This window comes from Jeotgalicoccus nanhaiensis, assembly GCF_015235105.1.
Taxonomy (GTDB): domain Bacteria; phylum Bacillota; class Bacilli; order Staphylococcales; family Salinicoccaceae; genus Jeotgalicoccus; species Jeotgalicoccus nanhaiensis.
The window spans coordinates 94,256-114,211 of sequence record NZ_JADGLW010000002.1 but is presented as its reverse complement, the minus strand read 5'-3'; the positions used below and the strand labels follow the sequence as shown (position 1 = coordinate 114,211).

At 41.3% G+C, this 19,956-nt stretch carries 16 protein-coding genes and 1 pseudogene; 2 read left to right on the top strand and 15 right to left on the bottom strand.

From position 1 onward, the window contains the following. Positions 1–278: 278 nt before the first annotated feature. Positions 279–1,331, bottom strand: a complete 1,053-nt coding sequence (locus IR135_RS02735) for a 2,3-butanediol dehydrogenase (RefSeq protein WP_135096507.1) — start codon at positions 1,329–1,331, stop codon at positions 279–281. A gap of 161 nt (positions 1,332–1,492) precedes the next feature. Further along, positions 1,493–1,714, bottom strand: a pseudogene (locus IR135_RS02730) (nitrilase); the annotation flags it as partial. Between the two features lies 1 nt (position 1,715). Here IR135_RS02730 and IR135_RS02725 point away from each other — a divergent pair. Then, positions 1,716–1,946 (top strand): transposase, encoded by a 231-nt coding sequence (locus tag IR135_RS02725; protein ID WP_228063396.1) that lies wholly within the window; start codon positions 1,716–1,718, stop codon positions 1,944–1,946. Between the two features lie 174 nt (positions 1,947–2,120). Here the strand turns inward: IR135_RS02725 and IR135_RS02720 are convergent, their stop codons facing one another. From IR135_RS02720 to IR135_RS02690, 7 genes are all read right to left on the bottom strand, one after another. Next, a complete protein-coding gene (locus IR135_RS02720; protein WP_135096503.1) occupies positions 2,121–4,397 on the bottom strand; it encodes an LPXTG cell wall anchor domain-containing protein in 2,277 nt (758 codons plus the stop codon). 192 nt (positions 4,398–4,589) lie between these two features. Next, positions 4,590–5,204 carry an SCO family protein gene (locus IR135_RS02715; protein ID WP_135096501.1) on the bottom strand — a complete coding sequence of 205 codons (615 nt, stop codon included), beginning with the start codon at positions 5,202–5,204 and terminating at the stop codon, positions 4,590–4,592. A gap of 96 nt (positions 5,205–5,300) precedes the next feature. After that, complete coding sequence (locus IR135_RS02710) at positions 5,301–8,303, bottom strand: AAA family ATPase (protein WP_135096499.1); 3,003 nt, start codon at positions 8,301–8,303, stop codon at positions 5,301–5,303. Further along, a complete protein-coding gene (locus IR135_RS02705) occupies positions 8,290–9,405 on the bottom strand; it encodes a metallophosphoesterase family protein (RefSeq protein WP_135096497.1) in 1,116 nt (371 codons plus the stop codon). Before IR135_RS02705 ends, IR135_RS02710 begins: the two co-directional genes overlap by 14 nt. 91 nt (positions 9,406–9,496) lie before the next feature. Next, complete coding sequence (locus IR135_RS02700) at positions 9,497–9,616, bottom strand: YvrJ family protein (protein ID WP_074431610.1); 120 nt, start codon at positions 9,614–9,616, stop codon at positions 9,497–9,499. A gap of 1 nt (position 9,617) precedes the next feature. Next, a complete protein-coding gene (locus tag IR135_RS02695; protein ID WP_135096495.1) occupies positions 9,618–9,830 on the bottom strand; it encodes a DUF2922 domain-containing protein in 213 nt (70 codons plus the stop codon). A gap of 37 nt (positions 9,831–9,867) precedes the next feature. Beyond that, the gene (locus tag IR135_RS02690; RefSeq protein WP_135096493.1) at positions 9,868–10,068 is read right to left on the bottom strand and encodes a DUF1659 domain-containing protein; all 201 of its coding nucleotides are present in this window, start codon (positions 10,066–10,068) and stop codon (positions 9,868–9,870) included. A 116-nt stretch (positions 10,069–10,184) separates the two neighbouring features. Here IR135_RS02690 and IR135_RS02685 point away from each other — a divergent pair, with 116 nt between their 5' ends. Further along, positions 10,185–10,664, top strand: coding sequence for a DUF2621 family protein (locus IR135_RS02685; protein ID WP_115884769.1), 480 nt, complete (start codon positions 10,185–10,187; stop codon positions 10,662–10,664). A gap of 391 nt (positions 10,665–11,055) precedes the next feature. Here the strand turns inward: IR135_RS02685 and IR135_RS02680 are convergent, their stop codons facing one another. The 6 genes from IR135_RS02680 to IR135_RS02655 all read right to left on the bottom strand — a co-directional run bounded on the left by IR135_RS02680 (position 11,056) and on the right by IR135_RS02655 (position 19,830). Continuing rightward, on the bottom strand, positions 11,056–11,553 hold the full coding sequence (locus IR135_RS02680) for a CcdC family protein (protein WP_228063395.1): 498 nt from the start codon (positions 11,551–11,553) through the stop codon (positions 11,056–11,058). Position 11,554: 1 nt separating this feature from the next. Continuing rightward, positions 11,555–12,259 carry a cytochrome c biogenesis CcdA family protein gene (locus tag IR135_RS02675; protein ID WP_115884506.1) on the bottom strand — a complete coding sequence of 235 codons (705 nt, stop codon included), beginning with the start codon at positions 12,257–12,259 and terminating at the stop codon, positions 11,555–11,557. A 78-nt stretch (positions 12,260–12,337) separates the two neighbouring features. Further along, the gene (locus tag IR135_RS02670; protein WP_135096491.1) at positions 12,338–14,110 is read right to left on the bottom strand and encodes an ABC transporter ATP-binding protein; all 1,773 of its coding nucleotides are present in this window, start codon (positions 14,108–14,110) and stop codon (positions 12,338–12,340) included. Beyond that, positions 14,100–15,884, bottom strand: a complete 1,785-nt coding sequence (locus IR135_RS02665) for an ABC transporter ATP-binding protein (protein WP_135096489.1) — start codon at positions 15,882–15,884, stop codon at positions 14,100–14,102. The genes IR135_RS02670 and IR135_RS02665 overlap by 11 nt, the downstream gene beginning before the upstream one ends. A gap of 442 nt (positions 15,885–16,326) precedes the next feature. After that, positions 16,327–17,865, bottom strand: coding sequence for an AbgT family transporter (locus IR135_RS02660; protein WP_135096487.1), 1,539 nt, complete (start codon positions 17,863–17,865; stop codon positions 16,327–16,329). A 276-nt stretch (positions 17,866–18,141) separates the two neighbouring features. Next, positions 18,142–19,830, bottom strand: coding sequence for a glutathione ABC transporter substrate-binding protein (locus tag IR135_RS02655; protein ID WP_135096485.1), 1,689 nt, complete (start codon positions 19,828–19,830; stop codon positions 18,142–18,144). Positions 19,831–19,956: the final 126 nt, after the last annotated feature.

Sequence of the window (19,956 nt, the reverse complement as noted above, 5' to 3'; positions counted from 1 at the left end):
ATTATCCACGCTCCTTTGTAATAATCTACCCTAAAGTATGATTTAATAATCAGATATGTATTTAATTTTATTTTCCTTACTTTTTAACTTTGATAATTTATTTTTTACAGGATTTATTTTAAATCTTGTATTAAGATCTGTTAAATCTTCAATGTATTTTATATATACTTCTTTATCACCATAATCATTGATATATATAATCTACACGAAATATATATAGTATTTTAATACTATAAAATACAGTCTATTCAAAAATGAATAGACTGGTTCAAAATTCATTATTTTTCGCCGCTCAACTTAACTAAAATTTTCGCCTGACTCTTATCGTTAATAAGCGTTTCGAACCCTTTATCCACAATGTCTTCAAGTTCAATATAGTCTGTAATAACTGGAAATGGATTGATTTGACCACTTTCTATCATTTTCACAGTGGCTTCGAAAATATCCGGCTCATACGCGAGGGTAGATGAAATTCTCACACCGCTTGATGTTAATAACATTGGATTAAATTCCATTGCTTTTTCAAAAATTGACACGATTGTGACCATGCCTCTTGCTCTCGTCACTTGTATTGCCTGATTTAAAGTAATCGGAACACCTGCGACTTCAAACGTTCTGTCTACGCCGTCCGGGTAATGTGCTTTAACAAATTCAATCGGATCTTGATTACCCGAGTTCACAGCGTAAGTTGCACCGACCTCTTTCGCTTTTTTTAATCTCGTATCGCTTAAATCGAAGACAATAATATCTTTCGCACCTGCTGCGCGTGCTGCAATGACTGTCAACAGTCCTATTGGTCCAGCGCCAAATACTGCGACCGAATCGCTGAACTGCATTTCAGATTCTCTAATTGCCTGTAGTGCAACTGCTGTCGGTTCTACCAGAGCGCCGAGTTCTAGTGAAGTATCGTCTTGTAACTTAACGATATTCTCTTTATCGACTACGACATAATCTGCAAACCCACCATCACTGCCTAAGCCGACAAATGTAAACCCTTTGTACATATCAATAAGTTTTTCTTTATGAACTTCACCTGTAATTAATGGATTAATCGTAACTTTATCTCCAACTTTTAGCCCATCGACATTAGCTCCTGCTTCTTCGATGACGCCCGAGAATTCATGCCCCATCGTCAGCGGTGCCTTTCTTCCAGTTAATGGAGATTCTTCATCTTTAGGAATAAAAATTGGCCCTGCATTGTACTCATGTAAATCACTGCCGCAAATACCCGCCCATGCAACTTTTATTTTTACCTGATTATCCGAAACTTTAGAAACGTCAACGTCCTCAACACGAATATCATGTGCATTGTGAAATACTGCTGCTCTCATATAAAATTACCTCCAGATAAATTTACTAACAATTCTATTTTTTCACAATTTATATTTTTTCAACTAAAGTAAATTATTAAAACCGCCTAACCTAAATAAAGAGTACAAAGTAAACGTGTTACTTCGTACTCGTCTATAAAAATATTTAATATTAATATAAATCAGTTCCAATTGACATTAGTTTGCTTTTTTTCATTTACAGATAATTGAAAAATATCTGGTCTAGAATAATGACCAACCCCATCAAAATCAAACGGTGCTTCTGGAATTCTAGCTAAATCAAGATCTGCGTATAAGATTTCTTCTTTACCTATAACTGGTTCAACAATAAATTCACCTAATGGGTTTACAATACAACTTCCACCAAGTGTAAGTTCATCTGGAATGAGAAGAGTACTGCGCACATTCAAAAAATATTATCCGTATATTGAACATACATTACACTATCCGACACTGACCAATAGCCCATTAGAGGGTATTAATAACAGTATCAAGACATTAAAACGTGTGGCTTTTGGCTATCGAAACTTTGCGCATTTTAGAGTTCGTATATTATTGATGACACGACTGTACCAACCGAAACCAAAAGCGCCTCACTCGCTTATCGCAAGTTAGGCTCTCAGATTTAATTGTTCATCAACCCTATTTGACGTAGAGCCAAAAGAAAAAAGAGCACCGGGCAGTCATTACAACGCCCGGCACTCTTCAAAAACTATTTATTTTTCTTCATAATTCTGTTCAATCAATTGCTCCACATCGGATACTAGTAAATAATACGATATCTAATAATTAATTAGTCTTACGTCTTGTGAAGTAAAGAATAGTTCCTCCAAGAAGTGCTAATAATGCAACAGGTAATATTATATTCGATGCTGATACACCGGTATCAGGAAGCATTTCTTTGTCATCACCTGTAATATTTTCTTCCTTCACAGTTGAAGAATTTGAATCTGTGATATTCTCATTATCAATATTAGTTTGACCACTATCATTGTTATTTACTGCCGCAGAATTTACATTATCTGTATTCTCTTTATACGTTACTACATACTCACTGAAACTATCTACATTGAAAATCACGTTACCTTCAATGAGTTCATATGGTAAATCAGTTAATGATTCACCAAGGTAATAAACGTTACTTACTTCTCCATTGACGGGTATAGAAACAGTGACACTGTTTTGAAGTTCATAGAAGTTACCATCTGCATCTACTAATTCAATATCATAACGATCATGAGGATTAGAAATACGATCTGATGCATTTAAAACTTGTACTCTTAACTGAAGCCCTTCAAGTTCATCATACTCACTTGAAACAGAAATTCCTGTACGTTCATCAATAAGAGTGGATAAATTATCATCACTTTCTGAAGACTGAGTAGCATCTTCTCCCGCTTCAGGTGTTGGTGTTTCTTCTAATGCCTCATCATTACTGTCGTCATCCGATACTTCACCGTTATCACTTGTCTCAGGTTCTGTTGGTTCTGGTGTTGCTGTCTCTTCTGACGATTCACCGTTATCACCTGTTTCTGGTTCTGTTGGTTCAGGCGTTGGCGTCTCTTCTGGTACTTCGCCATTATCATCTGTCTCAGGTTCTGTTGGTTCTGGTGTTATTTCTTCTGAATCACGTTCATTTACAAAAATATCTATAGCTAATAATGTCCCTCTAAATATACCAGTATTAGTCATTATAGAAGTTATTCCTCTAGAAACACTTACATTATCATAATAGTATACTCCCGGGTTAGATTGATCAAGTTGATATATTGCTGATTTAATTGAATCATCAATAGATTCATTATAAATGAAGGCCTGAGATTGTATAAGATCTGTACCATTATATATATTAATCTTTCTGTATGCATTTTCAATATTGATATCATCATAAATAGTGCCATTAGGAATTAATGACGGGCCTTCTTGATCAAAATCATTTAAAGATTCATTGATTACATATACAGTAATTTCACTTGTCGTTGTTGAAATGGAATTTCCATTTATTGTAGAAGTGCTAATTGATTTACTTGTTACTTCCTCATTATTGATTTCCATAGTTACATTTCGTTCAATATTTAGAGCTTCTATCCGGTCATTTAAACGTTGTGTATAGTTCTGACCAAGAATAGTAAACTTCGTATATTCTCGACCAGTGTCTAAATCAACTAGTTTAAAGTTATTTACGTAAGAAGGATCTGCTTCTTCTGATGGAAGCTCATCACTATCATCTTCACCAGGCTCATCGTCTGGTGACGGTGTTGGTTCTACTTGTGATGACTCATCCTCAGGAATTTCCTGTTCCCAGTTGTTTTCTTCATCAAGTTCTGGCTCAACTTCTGGTTCTGGTGTTGGTTCTGGCTCTGGTTCTGGCTCTACTGGAATTTCATAGTCCCCATCGTCACCCTCTTCTGGCACTGTTACTTCTTCATCGGGGTCTAATGTCCCGAAATTATCTTCGTTATCATCAATATCCCCAATTTGTGTATCTTCATCATCGAATCCAGTGTCCCCACCTTCTTCATAATCTGTTTCAGGTTCTGTTGGGAGTTCCACTGTATCATCTTCATCTGGGTCTACTACTTCACCGCCAGGATTACCTTCTGGTTTTGATGGTGGAATATTTGCCCCTACAGTTCTAATGTCTGATATAGATACTTCATACCCGATAAACTGGCTTGGTAATACTTCTCCACCCATTGATTCATTAATTGCGTAACCATCTGCATCCACTTCGTAGAAGTACTCGTATACCCCACCGTTATGAAGAATATAGTTATTTGGACTAGCTAGTACTGCCGATAACATCCCTCTGTAATGGTTTGCGTCTTCACCCGTATAGATTAGTGTACCATTTGAACTGTAAATTGCATCCTTATCATACCAATCTGGGAATTCTACAGTTCCGTTATCTACACTCGTATCTTCTCCGCCTACTTGTTGGTTTCCATCTACCCAATCATCTGTTTCTGATGCATATACAGAATCATCTAATGGTGCTAATAAAGATAATGTTAAGATGCTTGCCAGTGATACATTTAAAACCTTATTCTTCCGTTGCTTAGTCAATTACATGACCTCCTGAGTATAAATGAAAACTAGTTTCCGGAGTATATAAAATCCGGACTAAAAGTATGTACTTACTTATTATGTAATTAGTATATCTGTATTAGAAATATTTTACAATAGTATTTATATTCATATGTAAATATTCTGTAAAATAAAAAGCAATCCCATTAAGGATTACTTTTTATAACATATTTACTCTTCTGTTTCCCGTTCTACCAGTTTTTCCACATCGGATACTACTTCCGCCTGCGGGAATTTTGTATCGCCTGAATCTACACCGGAATAGTCTTTAATGATTGTACCGTCTGCATCAATCAGATAGAAAGCAGTACCGTGGGTGACCTGGTTGCTGCCTTTTGGCGGCGGTGCGACAATGGTTTTAAAGTTATCTTCTGCGAATCCTCTAATAAACTCATAGTCATATCCTGTAAGAAATTGCCATTCTGTATTTTCCGGTATATCATACCAGCCTGCGTATTCCGTTAATACTTCAGGTGTATCGACTTCAGGGTCAACAGAGAAGCTCATTACTCCATAGTTCTCGATGCCCTTTTCATCCAGTTCCTGTGTGACCTGAGTCATATTTTGAGTCATCGGCGGGCAGACAGTCGCACAGTTCGTAAAGATAAAGCTGAGGAGCCATACTTTACCATCCATATCTTCTCTAGTGAACGTTTCATCATTCTGATTCGTCACTTCGAAGTCCTGTACTTCATCACCGTACCGGCTCATCGGCTCTACTGCGCCTGCACTGCATGCTGATAAAAACATCAGTGAAGCCAAAACCGCGATTAACCACTTTTTCAAGTGTGTCCCCTCCTATATTTCATCTTACTACCAATGTTATCAAAAATTAAAAATTCTGTGCGTGAAAATTATGCACTTTTTATGACTAATCATTGTCTAGAGGGTCACAATTTTCGTCGTGCTCCGCTCATTATCCGGTTTCACATACAAGATATGCTCCATACGTTCTTTCAATTCTTCGACGTGGGAGATGATGCCGATTGTTTTTCCTGTTGTCTGCAGGTCAATCAAAGTAGATATCGCAACTTCCAGTGTTTCGTGGTCGAGTGTGCCGAATCCTTCATCGATCAGCATGGTATCCAGTGTAATTCCGCCGGATTCCTGCTGCAGTGTTTCATTTAAAGCAAGTGCCAGCACGAGTGAAGCCTGGAAAGTTTCTCCGCCGGACAGTGAATTAATATTGCGCGCCTGGTTATTGTAGTAATCAAAAACTTCTATATCAAGGCCGCTGTAACGGTTCACTTTTTTCATGCTCCGCTGCAGTTTATACCGGTGGTTCGTCATCGCAGTCAGTCTCACGTTGGCAAGTTCCAAAATACGCTCCAGATAATACGTGAGCACATACCGCTCAAGCGAAACCTTCTGTCCCTTTTTGCCCTGCACCGCTTCGACCAGTTCATTCAGCTGGCTGAATTCTTCATAGGATGCATTGAAAGTGCTGATTAGCTCTGCCAGATACTCTTTTGAATTGATGTTCTGATTTTTTCTTTCATTGACCGCCGCATAATATTCTCTCGCGGACTCGAGTGACTTTTCAGCTTCATTTATGGCCTTAATATCTTCCTCAGTACTGACTTTTTCTGTAGATTCCAATGTTTTCTTTAATTCTTCCAGACTCTTGTTAAGCGATAAATTTTCATCATCAAAAGTTTTTACTTTTTCTTTTTTCTCATCAATAGACTCATCGTTAATAATGCGGTGCAGTGTCTCTGTATCCGCATAACCATGCTGAGTCATAAATTTTTCAATTTTACTGTTAAACTTGGCTTCTGACAGAGCGGTCTTGTCAGCATCAGCTTCCAGGGATTTTACCTTTTGAGCAGTTAAATCACGCTGTTTAGTTAAATCATTAACAGTTTCTTTCAGCTGATTCAGATTTTCCTGAAACTCTTTTATATCTTCGCCTTCCTTGTTCATATAAGTTTTAAAAGCGCTGAAGTCCTTATAACCGGTCACTTCTTTAAATTCCTGCAGTTTTGCTGTCAGCTGATTGAGTGCGTTTTTCACTTCCTGGCTTCTCATCATCAAGGCATGCATATTTTCATTTTCACGAGCCAGTTCGTTATTCAGCTGTTCTTTCTGTTCAAGTTCGCTGTTTGTCTCAGCCAGCATTGATGCCGTTTTCTCTGTTTCTTCTTCTGCAGATTTCAGCTGCACTTCAAGCATATCCGCATCTTTTTGTTCTTTATCTTTTAATATTTCATCGATTACATCAATCCGCATAACGTGCTTTTGATTAATTTCTTCATAGTCAGTGATTTTTTCTGTTAAAGTATTCAGCTCCCGGCGGTCCTCTTTTGAAAACCCGCCTGATTCCGGCAGTTCAAGCACAGTCTGTTCACAGACTGGACATGCTTCGCCGAGCTCAAGGTGATTGATAAGATGATTGAGTGTCTGGACTGTTTCTTCGTCATAGTCGGCAAGACGGGTGTTAAAGACGCTTAAGTCTTTCTTCAGCCGGCTGATATCTCCATTATTTTCTTCGATATTTCTCTTTATCTGTGTGCGCTCGTCAATGAGTTTCCGGTCACTATGCGCTTCCTGCACCTCATTTTCAAGCTGCCTGCTTTTGCTGCGGAGTTCACTGTGCTGTTCCTGCAGTTCTGAAGCTTTTTTGTGTGTTGCTGTCAGCTTTCCAAGTTTCTTTTTAATATCTTCAATATAAGCTGAAAGTTTTTTAAGTTCTGCTTCTTTCTGCTCTGATTCTGCCGTCAGCGATGCGATTTCATCATCGAGTGTTTCATAGGAAGATGATAAAAAGGATTCGCGCTTATAATACTGCTGCTGCCTTTTATTCATATCCGGTATATTTTTTTCTGTCTCTTCAAGCTGGGCTGCACTGTTATTCAGTTTCTCTGACAGATGCGTTTCCTTTTTTGTTTCCGCAGCCAGGCTATCTTTAATTTCTCGGCCTGCCGTTTTAAGTTCCTGGTGACGCAGCAGTTCGTATTTAATTGATGAGACCGATTCAAAATCAGCGATTTCAGAACGCCACACATCGATTGATTCCGCCTGGCTCTGTAAAGTCTCCTTCGACTTGATTAACTCGTTCAGCTTAACAATTTGTTCATTGTGCTTCTCTTTTTTAAGTAATGTCTCCTGCTTTTGATCAAGCTCACTTTTAAACTTCTTGCCTTCTTCAGCCAGAGACTCAAGTTTTTTCTTATAACTGAAGATAACCCCGTCTGCATATTCCAAAGCTATATTGTAATTCGGAAATTCCTCCTGCTTTGTAATATCAATATCGTCAGTATGGATGTGTTTAACACATTCGTTAATTCTCATATCGAGCTTCGCCGCTTCAGCAGACTGTTCTTTCAGTTTATCTTTTAAATTCAGTTCAAAGTTTAAAAAACGTCCTGTCTGGAACAGAGTGCGCAGAATTTCCTGTTTGTCTGTACTCGATGACACGAGCAGCTCTTTAAATTCTCCCTGCGGCAGTATTAAAATTTTTCTGAACTGCGCCCGGTTCAGTTTCACTATTTCCTCTACTGCGTCTCTCACTTCATTCAGTTTACCTGCGAGAATATTCCCTTCTCCGTCGTACAGCACCGCTTTTGGTGGGGTGGCACTCTTATTACCCGGTTTATGATATTTGAGCGTCCGTTCCACTGTATATTCCTTGCCGCGCACATCGAAGGTAAGTTTAACCTCTGCCTGCTTATCGATGGGCGCAAATTGGCTGCGGAGGGACTCTTCATCCCGGCCGGCAGTCGATGCACTGCCGTACAAGGCGTATACAATCGCATCAAAGATCATCGTTTTACCGGAGCCGGTCCGCCCGCTGATTAAAAACAATTTATTGTTCAGGCTGCGAAAATTAATTTCTTCTGATTCAAACGGTCCGAAATATTCTACTTTTAAATTAATCAGTTTCATTATGTTCACCTGCAAAATATGACTTAAACATCGTTTTATCAAAAGCTGTTACAGTTCTGTCGAGAGTCGTTTCGATAAACGACTTATATATTTCCTCGTCGCTCGTCGTCGTCATATCAACGGTCTGAAGGTCTTTTGACCGGTCTTCGATTAACGGTTTTAATTCGAGTGTATTCGGATAAAGCATTTTAATTTTACTCATCGGTTCCGTTACATAGCTCATATTCGATAATTCAAACTTAAAATACGCATTGTTATCTTTAAAGGAAATCTCCCCGTTGACAACTGCTTCATAGTCTCCTGTATACACAACGACATCATGCCGGGGTTCCAGCGGAATAAAAGATACCTTTTCTTTGTCAGTATCAATAATTCTGCAGCCTTTCGGCTGCTTGTGTTCGGAAAATGAATATTTTAATAAAGATCCGCTGTAAAATGATTTTTCGCTGTCTACCGCAAAAGGATGATGCAGATGACCGAACAGTGCGTAATCGAACGCGCTGAATGTTTCTTCGCTGACCGCTTCACTCAACCCCATCGACAGCGGCCGTTCGGAATCACTGGCAACACTGTCCGATAAATACAGATGTCCGATAAGTATATTTATTTTTTCCTGGTCCAGCTGCCCGTTAATTTTCTCAAGTATTTTATCGTAGGCATGCTGGTGAGAAACAATGTCCTCATCCTCAAAATAATTCCGCGCCTCAAGCACTTCGATATGCGGCAGCAGGTAAAAGTCGGTATTGCCGATTGTTACAGGTATGTGCGCCTGGTCAAGTGATGTATTAATATGAAAATTCGTCGCCTTAAACCATTCGCTGCCGTAATTCAGCCGCTCGCGGCTGTCGTGATTGCCGCTGATGACAAGGAGCGGTTTTCCAAGTGTAATGTTGATACGGTACAGTGTATCATTCGCCAGTTTCAGCGCCTGCCGCGAAGGGTTCGCGCGGTCAAATATATCTCCTGCAACAACGACAAGGTCAATGTCGCTGTTTTCTATCTCATTCATTAACTGTTCTAATATGTAGGACTGATCTTCTATCAGATCGAGACCGTTCATTTTACGGCCGATATGCCAGTCGCCTGTATGTAAAATCCGCATTAAAGTCACCTCTTAAAGTCGTTACATTGATTTTATCATATTTCTTAAACACAAAAGACTCTCACCGGTCAAAGTCCGGGAGAGTCAGTTCTTATTTGAGCTGCTGGATTGTAATGATTAAATCATCTAACTTAGTTTCCATGCGGTGCAGCAGGAAAAATGTTATTACAGCCGGAAATCCAACATCGCTCACAAAGGGTATCCAGTCCATCTTACTTAAGCACTGTCGTTGCTGTATTTACGACTTTCGCAGAATACAGAGAAACCGGAATTCCCTGTGACGGACGCAGAATATTTTCTGCGATTAGACGCGCTGCTTCCGCTTCAACTTCCTGAGATGTAAGACCTGCTTTCGGGTTGTTGACAGTCAGAGTAAATCTTTTGTCCTGATTAGTAGTAAAAACCATTACTAATTTTTCATCCATGACTATTCCTCCTTTCTATTAGTGGTGAGAGCTGAAATTAATCGACGATGTGAGTGACCACTTTCTCCACGATAGAATACTGTTCTCCTGTCAGGTTTTCGTAAATAGACGCCAGAGCGTTTACACCTGCATCACTGGCATCGCTTGCCAGACGGTTAAGCGTACGCGATTTTGTAACCTCCTTGCCTTCCTCATTCATCACAAAGAAGTAAAACTTGGCACTTAATCCTTTTATCATGTCCTCACCTCCTCTCACCCTATATATCGTCACAAATTATTAAATGGACAAACAAGTTTCAAAATATGTATAATATGAGTTAAGTAGAGGTGATTACAGTGTCATTTGATATATTTATGATTTTGATTGCGATATGGACGTTCATCATGCTCGGAGCGATGACGATCGGCGGATTTTTTATGTTCAGAAAGTTTTTGCGGCGCATGCCTAAAGGCGACGGTTATTCAGAACTCGACTGGCAGGATTACTACATAGACAAAGCACTGCCGCTCTGGAATACTGATGCACGTACGCTCCTAAACGAACTGGTCAGCCCCGTTCCGGAATTATTCAGAGATGTGGCTAAAGAAAGAATTGCCGGCAGAATTTCGAAGATTGCGCTGGATGAAGGTGTTAAAACGATTGAACTCGATCAGATAATGAAAGGCTACATTATCGCGACACCAAAGAAAGACCATAAGTTCATGAAGAAAAAATTAAAGCAGCTTGAGATAGATTACACACCATATTTGGAACTGTTCGAACTGGCAGACGATGAGAAACAGAAATTCTCCATCTTTGAACAGACAGAAAAAGTAAGCGGCAGACCGTCTTAGGACGGTTTGCTGTTTTTTTGTTGGAGTCGGGAGATTATTGAGGGTGCTTGTGGCAGTGTCGCGCCAAGCGTGCCATTGTGGATGTGACAATGACGGGACAGGACGTTTACCCCGTCACTGTGGTTTCGACAATGACAAGACAAAGCGTCTACTCCGTCACTATGGTTTCGACAATGACGGGACAGAGCGTCTACTCCGTCACTGTGGTTTCGACAATGACGGGACAGGACGTTTACCCCGTCACTGTGGTTTCGACAATGACAAGACAGAGCGTCTACCCCGTCACTGTGGTTTCGACAATGACAGGACAGAGCGTCTACTCCGTCACTGTGGTTTCAACAATGACGGAGCAGAAGCCACTCTCCCCCCATAACAAAAAAACAGCAAGCCATCACACCGCGGCTTGCTGTTTTTTAAATTCATTATGTTTGATAAGCATTGATAAACGCCAGATTCCAATCATGACGAAGGCGAGCAGGAAAAACATGCCGCCGATTTCGCCCGGTGTTGTGGTCAGAGAGAATATATACTTAAGCGCAATTCTCGCAAGCAGCAGTCCCATTAAAATTATAGGGAAAGCTTTTGTCTGTCTGACGTACAACTCGGAATTTTTAACTTCATATTTCGTAGTTATAATCAGCACTACCGAGAATACAGCACCAATCAGTACCGTTTCGGCAATGTGTGTCCAGGACAATCTGAAGTACGGGAATATATACATCAGTGCTCCCGTTGACATCATCACCGGCGGGATGATTATTTTCTTTAATGTCAGCGGCGTCTTACTCGCATGTTTGCGGACAAAAATGACGATAATCCCCATTATTACTGCGCCGATTGATGCAAGCAGGAAGAGCAGTTCTTCGATTGATTCAAGAAATTCTATCATATTAAAACCCCTGGAAATCTCCGAAGAGCGGCTGCAGCCAAATAATGATCTGCGTTAAGCCGTCAAAGTATAATAATATTCCCATCAGTATCATGATTACTCCGCCGGTTTTCATAATTACGTTTGAATATTTCAGCATCCAGCGCGTCTTCGACACGAAGAAACTGAGGACGAAGAACGGAACACCAAATCCGATACAATATACCACCATCAGCATTAAAGCATTGCTCGGTTCTGATGCACTCATTGCAAATATCGCACCGATAATCGGTCCATTACACGGCGTCCAGCCGGCTGCGAATGCCATACCGATTAAGATTGAACCGAAGAAACCGGATGGTCTGTTTTTAAACTCTATTTTATGGTTTTTCATCAGAAAATCAAATTTCAGGACACCTGTAATAACGAGTCCAAAAATAACGATTAAGATTGCACCAATCTGACGGATTAAGTTACTGTATTCTATCAGGAACCCTCCGAAAAATGCCGTTCCAAAGCCGAGAGCAATATAGATAATGCTAAATCCTATTAAGAAAAACAAGGTATGTAAAATGGCACGGCCATTAAAATTCTGTTTTTCAACCTCGTTGTAGCTCATTCCGGTAATATACGATACGAATGCAGGGAAAACCGGCAGTACACAAGGGGACACAAAACTCAGCACACCTGCTCCGAAGGCGAGGAGAAATGTTACTTCTGATCCCATGAAAATACCCCCATTCAGATTTAGTATATCAAATCTGACAGGGGCAATGAATATATTAATCTGTTTAATTATGACAAATTATTGTTCGCTATTTTGCAAACGGTACATTTTATAGTAAATTCCCTTTATTTGTACCAATTCGCCGTGTGTTCCCCGCTCAACAATCTCTCCTTTATTAAGGACGAGTATTTCATCAGCATCCTGTATTGTCGACAGGCGGTGTGCAATGGCGAGTGTTGTTCTGCCGCTTCTCATTTTCTGTAATGAGGCCTGGATTTTCTCTTCCGTCGATGAATCGATGTTTGCAGTGGCTTCATCGAGTATCAGAATCTTAGGGTTTGGTGCCATCGTTCTTGCAAAAGCGAGCAGCTGGCGTTCCCCGCTCGAGAAGTCCCCACCTTTTTCGACTACTTTTTGTTCATAGCCGTGCGGCAGCTTATTAATGAATGAATCCGCGCCGACGAATCTTGCTGCCTCCTGCACCATCTCAAAAGTCATCGTGCTGTGATACAGTTTAATATTCGAAGTTACCGTACCGTAAAAGATAAAAGGATCCTGGAGCACGAGCCCAATATTCTCTTTCATTTCTTCTTTCGGCAGTTTTTTAATAGAATGGCCGTCGATTAAAATATCACCGTGCTCATATTCGTAAAACCGCAGCATCAGATTGATAATGGAACTCTTGCCTGAACCTGTATGACCGACGAGTGCCGTCGTTGTCCCCGGCGGCACTTCAAAGCTGATATTCTTCAATACATCAACCTCACCGTCATAGCTGAATGTGACGTTTTTAAACTCCACCCGGCCTTCTGTAATTTCATGCTGGTCTTTTGTCTGCTGCACCGGTGCATGGCGATTGTCATCGAGCAGCGTAAATACCCTGCTTGCTGCAACGAGCGCCTGCTGGAAGATATTCAGGTTTTGGCTGACCTGATTTATCGGTTCAAAAAACCGCTCCATATACTGAATAAAGGCAAAGATAACTCCTGCAGTAACACTTGTTTCAAAACTTAAGAATCCGAAGTAGCTTAAAATCACGACTATAGACAGGATATAAATCATATCAATCGCGGGCCTCAGCAACAAGCCGTCGAGTTTTATCGTGCGGAGATTGTACTGATAATGTTCTTCGTTAATCGTTTCAAATTCACGTTGCAGTCTTTTCTCCTGATTGAAGACCTGGATAATTTTCATGCCTTCAATCGATTCCGCGAGTTTAGCGTTCATATCGCTTAACAGCCCGCGGGCACGCGAGAAATAGCGCGCGGAGTATTTCCTATATACGAGCAATATAAAGACAATCAACGGCATAAAAATCAGAGCGATAAACGCCAGTTTTACATCCAGGATAAACATCATCACAAAACTCGATATTACCATAAATATCGCCATTAAAAATGTGCCGAGCACCGAGGTAAACATGTCGACAATCGCCTGCGTATCATTGGTCAGGCGCGAGACGACACTGCCTGACGGGACTTTATCGAAATAAGTCATCCCAAGATGGCCGATTTTTTTAAAAGCATCGATTCGGAGCTCTTGAATCACTTTAAAAGCGAGCAGCTGCAGAAGATAAATCTGCCAGTAAGTCGTCACGACCGCGAGCACATTCACGGTAATAAAGGCGATAATCAGCCACATGATATCTTCTTCCGGGAAGACCGACGGCGTTAAATAATTATCGATAAAAATCATGACCAGGTACGGTGTCATGACACCCATCACGGTAGAGATAATCAGCATGCTGAAAGCGAGCGCGAGAACACCTTTAAACGGCAGTGTGTACTTAAGCAGCCGTCCGAGTACACGGAGCTGATCTTTTAAAGTTAAGTTAATGACATCAGTCGTCATGATTACCACCCCCTTCCAGCGTCTCATCGAGCTCTTTCGTTAAATCCCTGCGCAGCGACTGCGCTTTAAATGTTTCATAATACCAGCCGCGCGCTTTGGTCAGAGATGAATGAGTGCCCTGCTCGATAATACGCCCGTTTTCCATAACGATTATTAAATCAGCATTCCTTACCGCACTCATTCTGTGGGCAGTAATAATATTTGTTTTCCCGGCCCTATTTTGTTCAATATTGCTTAGAATTGCTGTTTCCGTTTCAGCATCGACTGCCGACAGGGAATCATCCAGTATGAGAATCTCCGGATTATTCATTAAAGCACGGGCAATTGAAATTCTCTGTTTCTGCCCGCCGGACAGCGACACGCCGCGTTCACCGACCACTGTGTCATAACCTTCAGGAAAGGCGGTAATATCCTGATGAATATAACTTAAATCCGCAGCCTCCTGCACTTGTTCAAGACTCGCATCAGGATTGATAAAGGCAATATTATTTCTGATTGTCGTCGAGAACAGGAAATTATCCTGAGGCACATAACCAAATAGCCCGCGCAGTTTTTTAATATCATACTGCTTAATATCAATTCCGTTAATACTGACAGAATTACCCGGGTCCGTATCGAACTCCCGGAGCAGCAGTCTGATAATAGAACTTTTCCCTGAACCTGTGCGTCCGACAATACCAAGTGTCTTTCCTTCTTTTAAAGTGAAATGTATATTCCGAAGCGACACTTCATCTTCTCCCGGGAAGGAGAAGTCAGAGACATTAAACGTAATATCACCAGAGGGAATACTGTTGGTTGAAATTTTAGTGCTGATTTCGCTTCTCGTGTTCATAATTTCTTCAATCCGGTCGTACGATGCTTTGCCCCTTTCCACTAAATTAAAGAACCAGCCGAGAGCAAGAAGCGGCCAGACCATCATACCGAGATATGTAGTAAATGTGACGAGCTGGCCGAGGGAAATTTCATCGGCTACGACCATACGTGCACCGAAAAATATCGACAGAAAATAACTGATGGCAATAATCGCCGTAATTGTCGGATCAAACAGCGCATCGATCTTTGCTACTTTTAAGTTTTTCTTAACGACATCATCCGATAAATTGGTGAAGTCCTTTAAATCTTCATCCTCATAGCCGAATGTTTTGGTCACTTTGATGCCCGCAACGGACTCCTGGGTTTTATCGTTTAAAGAACTGAAAGCCGCCTGCGCCACACGGAACAGCCTGCTTAAAATCGACCCGTACCAGCTGGTTAAAATGACCATGAAAGGCAGCGGAATCATCGCAATCAGTGTCAGTTTCGGACTTACAGTCAGCGCCATCGTAATCAGCACGGCGCCTCCTGTAATTACCGAGTCGGCGATAGTTAAAATACCGGCGCCCGCCGTCATCTGCACCGCATTAATATCATTCGTCGCGTGCGCCATTAAATCCCCCGTGCGGCGCTTGCCGAAAAATGACGGTGACATTTTAGAATACTTTTCAAACAGCTGTTCACGGAGCGTCCGCCCCAGTCTGTTCGACGCACCAAAAATCATCACACGCCAGAAAAACCTGAATATGTATGTGAGAACCGCTACAAAAATCAGCAGTACACCGAATAACACAAGCGTATTCGATGTTAAAGTCTCCGTCGTAATTCTGTCGATCACCCGGCCGATAACCTGCGGCGGCACGAGCTCCATCAGTGCAACAAGAACAAGCATGAACAACCCTATAATGTAACTCTTCTTTTCGAGCTTAAAAAACCACCCCAAATTTTTAAATACCCGCATCCGTACACTCCCCTTATTTCTACACCTTTATTTCACTTTGAATTTTACCATATATTTCGGAAATTGAAATAAATCATAAGTATGATAATGGAAGATGATGGCTGGGATTTGTATGATGCGGTTTCATATGTATCCAGGGTGATTGGGGTTTGTATGACGCGGTTTCATGTGTATCCCAGACTATTGGAGTTGATATGACAGAACTTCATATGTACCTCAGATGATTAGGGTTTGCATGACAGAACTTCATGTGTACCCCAGATGATTAGGGTTTGCATGACAGAACTTCATGTGTACCCCAGACGATTAGGGTTTGCATGACAGAACTTCATATGTATCCCAGCTCTTTCGGGTTGGCATGAGAGGCTATCATGTGTATTCCAAACCATAAAACTATCGTAAACACAAAAAAACCGCAGAAAATTCTGCGGCTGTAACACATTTAATATGAAAGATTTGTACCTGGACCGACTGGTATACCAAGCAGCATCCAGATTACAAACATAATTATCCAGGTGATTAAGAAAATTACCGAATAAGGCAGCATCAATGAAATAACTGTCCCGATACCATTTTCTTTGCCGTATCGTTGTGCGAACGCCACGACCAGCGGGAAGAACGGCATAAGCGGTGAAATAATATTCGTCGATGAATCACCGATTCTGTATGCCACTTGCGTTACCTCAGGTGCAATACCGAGCTGCATGAACATTGGCACGAAAATCGGCGCCATAATTGCCCATTTAGCCGAATCCGCAGCAATCGCGAGGTTTATCAGTGTTGTAATCAGTATAAATACTACAAGCACCGGCATACTGCCAATATTTAAATTCTCCAGCAGACCCGCACCGTTAACAGCAATAATCGTTCCCAGATTCGAATAGTTAAACAAGGCAACGAACTGTGCTGCAAAGAATATCAGCACGATAAAGCCCGCCATTGTTTCTAAAGAGGAGTCCATCAATTTTACAGCATCTTTATCGTTTTTAATTGTTTTATTCACAGCACCGTAAACAAGACCCGGCACGAGGAAAATCAGCATCATTATAAATATGATACTCGAAATAAACGGTGAACCGACAATTCCTCCATCTTCACCCCGTAAAGGGGAACCGGGGAAAGCCACAAGGCATAATATCCCAATTATTGTAAGGACAGCTGCTATATTTGCCCAGTTCAGAGCACGTTTTTCCTGTTTGTTTAACTTTTTGTTTTCACTGATTTCTTCATTATCGAAATCGAATTTTTTAAGGCGCGGTTCAACAATCTTGTCGGTAATGAAAGTACCTAAAATTACGATAAGGAAAGTTGAGACAAACATGAAGAACCAGTTATCCGTTGCCTGCACGATGTAAGACGCATCGAGAATACCGGCCGCTTCAGTTGTAATACCGGAAAGGAGCGGATCATTCGTACCGATTAAAAGGTTAGCAGAATATCCTCCTGCGACACCGGCGAAAGCTGCTGCGAGACCCGCCAGCGGATGGCGGCGGAAACCGAGAAATATAATCGCACCGAGCGGCACGAGCACTACATAGCCGACACTGGCTGCAACGTTTGACATTACACCCATAAACACCACAATCGGTGTCACAAATTTACGCGGTGCTTTCGTCACAACATTTGTCATGAGCGCACTGATATAACCGCTTTTCTCCGCGACACCAACACCGATCATTGCGACCAGTACAGGACCAAGTGCAACGAAAGTCGTAAAGTTTTCAACAACACTTGTAAACATATAGCGTATGCCGTTGCCGGTGAGCAGACTGACTGCGTGAACTGTTAACTCTTCACGTTCTCCTGACTCAGGATTTATTCCGACATAGCTGACATTAACTCCAAGTAAATATAAAACATGAGAAATAATAATAACCAGCAAGGTAAAAATTAAAAATATCGTGACCGGATGCGGTAATTTATTACCACTCATTTCAATCCAGTCGAGAACTGAACGTTTCTCTTTCAAACTTTTATTCATAGTAAACTCCTCTAAATAATAATCGCTGTTTATTATACTACGTCATGTTACTTTTTACTAGTAAGTAATTTTATGTGTCCAGTTTATATTGAGACGGCGCGTCATTGTCAGTTTCACAGTGGCGCACTGGGCTCTCTACCGAGTCATTGTCAGTTCCACAGTGGCGCGCTGGAACCTCTACCGTGCCATTGTCAGTTCCACAGTGGCGCACTAACCCTTTCGCAGCCACAAAAACACCCGGACAGAATTTCTATTCCATCCGGGCGCTCTTATATTTTATTCTTCTGTGCTGAAGCTGGCATTTTCAAGTCTGATATTCCCTACAGGATCAAGACCAATATTGCTTACGCTGCCGTTATTCACTCCGAGCAGGAAGCTCGTGTGATTTAGATAAACTGCCGGTGAATCGTCAATCAGGAGCTGCTGTACTTCACTGTATGCTTCCTGACGTCCGTCTTCATCCGGATTTGTGCGTCCTTCATCCAGTAATGCATCGACTTCTTCATTCTTATAGAATGAACGGTTACCCGGTGCACCAAAGTTATTTGAGTGGAAGAGTGCGTACAATCCGTAATCTGCATCAGCTGTTACTGTAGTCCAGCCGAGGATAAACATATCGTGTTCTCCGTTTGCAGTCTGATCGAGGAAAGCGCCCCACTCTGACTGCTGAACTTCCACAGTAATCCCGATTTCACTTAAGGCATTTTGAATATAAACTGCCGAGTCCACAATAGCAGGATCGTCATTTACCCATAATGTTGTAGTGAAACCGTCCGGCTGTGATGATTCACTTAAAAGTTCCTCTGCACGTTCAATATCAACTTCAATGCTTTCTAGGTTTTCATCGTAACCCCAGACATCCGGAGCTAACGGACTTTCAGCTGCGATACCGTAACCGTCATACACACCGCTGATAATTTCATCACGGTCAACTGCATGGGCAATTGCCTGACGAACTAAAGGATCATCAAATGGTTCTTTCTCCATATTAAATCCTAAGTAGTTCATACGTACTGATTCGCTTTCGATTAATTCAGTTGCATCACCGTTTTGAATACGCTCTGCACTAGCTGTATCAATTTCATTCGCGATATCAATACCGCCGGTATCGAGTTCAGCTAAACGCGCCTGTGTTTCCGGTATAACTCTAAAAATGACTTCGTCAAATTCGCGTTCTCCATTTTGGAAATCTTCAAATCTGCTTAAAGTCACTGAATCTCCCGGCGAACGGTCTGCCAGCTGCAGGTGGTTCGTACCATCTGTCTCAGCACCGGTAACAGTACCGATATGCTCACTGATTTCATCAGCAACAGTTTGGAACTCATCACCGCCTGCATCACGTAAATCGTAGTATTCCTCTAAACTGACATCACTGCCGGCCGCGTCCAAGGCAGCCTGGTAGTCTCTGTCAATTAAATCCTTACTCATAATTCCCCCTGCGTTATGTGACAAGTGCGCAGGTAATGGAGCAAAGGCATATTCTGTATGTAAGTTCACCTCGTAGTCTCCAACTACTTCTACTTCTTCAATCATTTCGTAAAGGAATGCAACCTGGGATGCAACAGCCGGGTCATTAACACGGTCAATTGTTGCTTTCACATCTTCAGCAGTAAACTCCTGCCCGCTGTGGAAGGTTGTTCCTTCACGCAATTTAAAATTCCAAACTGTATCTTCCGTCGCTTCCCATTCTGTCGCAAGTCCCGGAGTCAATTCGAGCGCTTCATCCTGGAAAATTAAAGACTCGTAAATGTTACGTCTGATCTGTGCACTAGCCGAGTCATTCGAGCCGTGCGGATCAACTGTAACCATATCTTCAGACATACCGATGTTAATCGTTCCGCCTGATGTTTCTTCTGTACTTCCTTCTCCCTCTGCAGCTTCATCTACATTTTCATCGCTTGAACATGCAGCTAAGACCAATGCTACAGTAAATAAAAGGAGATACTTAAATCCTCTTTTTACCATTTTTGTTAACCCCCAAAAATATTTTGATAATTTGAATTATATAGAAAATATATAATTTTGCAATATAATAGTTAGAATTCGTATAAAAATTAAAAATTTAAGATATTACTGCATAAAAATACCTCT